This is a genomic window from Nguyenibacter vanlangensis (assembly GCF_013376155.1).
Lineage (GTDB): Bacteria > Pseudomonadota > Alphaproteobacteria > Acetobacterales > Acetobacteraceae > Gluconacetobacter > Gluconacetobacter vanlangensis.
The window spans coordinates 1-1183 of sequence record NZ_JABXXP010000808.1 but is presented as its reverse complement, the minus strand read 5'-3'; the positions used below and the strand labels follow the sequence as shown (position 1 = coordinate 1183).

The window sequence follows — 1183 nt, the reverse complement described above, 5'->3', positions numbered from 1 at the left end:
GGCCGCCCGGGCGGAGGCGCGCGCGCGGTTCCTGGCGCCGTTGCAGGCGCATCTCGAGACGGCCGGACTGGGCCATGTGTCGGAGGTCGCGGACGGCGATCCGCCGCATGTGCCGGGCGGCTGCCCTTTCCAGGCCTGGTCGCTGGGCGAGCTGATCCGCATCGAGCGGATGCTGGCCGACGCGCGCAACCCGTGAGGCTCGACCGACGATGATGGATGCGATCCCCCCACGCCGCACTCTGTTCGAGACCACGGAGGGGCGCCGCCTGGCGCGCATTGCCGAGGGCGCGCCGTGGCGGCGCTGGGGGCCCTATCTGAGCGAGCGCCAATGGGGGACGGTGCGCGAGGATTACAGCGCCGGCGGCACGGCCTGGGATTATTTCCCGCATGATCACGCGCGCAGCCGGGCCTATCGCTGGGGGGAGGACGGCATTGCCGGCTGGGGGGACGACCATTTGCGCTGGTGCCTGGGGCTGGCGCTGTGGAACGGGCGCGATCCGATCCTGAAGGAACGGATGTTCGGCCTGACCAATGCCGAGGGCAACCATGGCGAGGATGTCAAGGAGCTGTGGTATTACCAGGATGGCACGCCGACCCATTCCTATATGCGGATGCTGTACAAATATCCTCAGGCCGCGTTTCCCTATGCGCAACTGGTCGAGGAAAATCGCAGGCGCGGACAAGGTGATCCTGAATTCGAGATCGTCGACACGGGCGTTTTCGACGAGGGGCGCTATTTCGACGTGACCGTCGAATACGGCAAGGCGGATGTGGACGACACGCTGATGTGCGTCACCGTGGTCAATCGGGGGCCCGAGGAGGCCGTGCTGCATCTGCTGCCGCAATTCTGGGCGCGCAACATGTGGAGCTGGACGACCGACATCGCGCGCGCGCGGATCCGCAAGGTGGCGGAGGATGTCGTGGAGACGGCGCATCCGCTCTTTCCCGCGCTGCGCCTGTATGCCGACGGGGCGCCGGAGATCCTGTTCTGCGAGAATGAGACGAATTTCCCCCGGATCTTCGGCATGGAGGCGTCGGGTTACTTCAAGGACGGCATCAATGATTATGTCGTCCATGGTGAGCGGGCGGCCGTCAATCCGGAAGGGGTGGGCAGCAAATGCGCCATGCTGCATCGGCTGGTGCTGCCGCCGGGCGGCAGCGCGCGCGTGCGGCTGCGCCTGCG

1 protein-coding gene and 1 pseudogene are annotated in these 1183 nt (G+C 66.9%); both read left to right on the top strand.

From position 1 onward, the window contains the following. On the top strand, window positions 1-196 hold a 196-nt coding region (locus HUK84_RS19245), incomplete at its 5' end, for an amylo-alpha-1,6-glucosidase (protein ID WP_176641646.1). A 13-nt stretch (window positions 197-209) separates the two neighbouring features. Then, window positions 210-1183, top strand: a pseudogene (locus HUK84_RS19240) (MGH1-like glycoside hydrolase domain-containing protein); the annotation flags it as partial.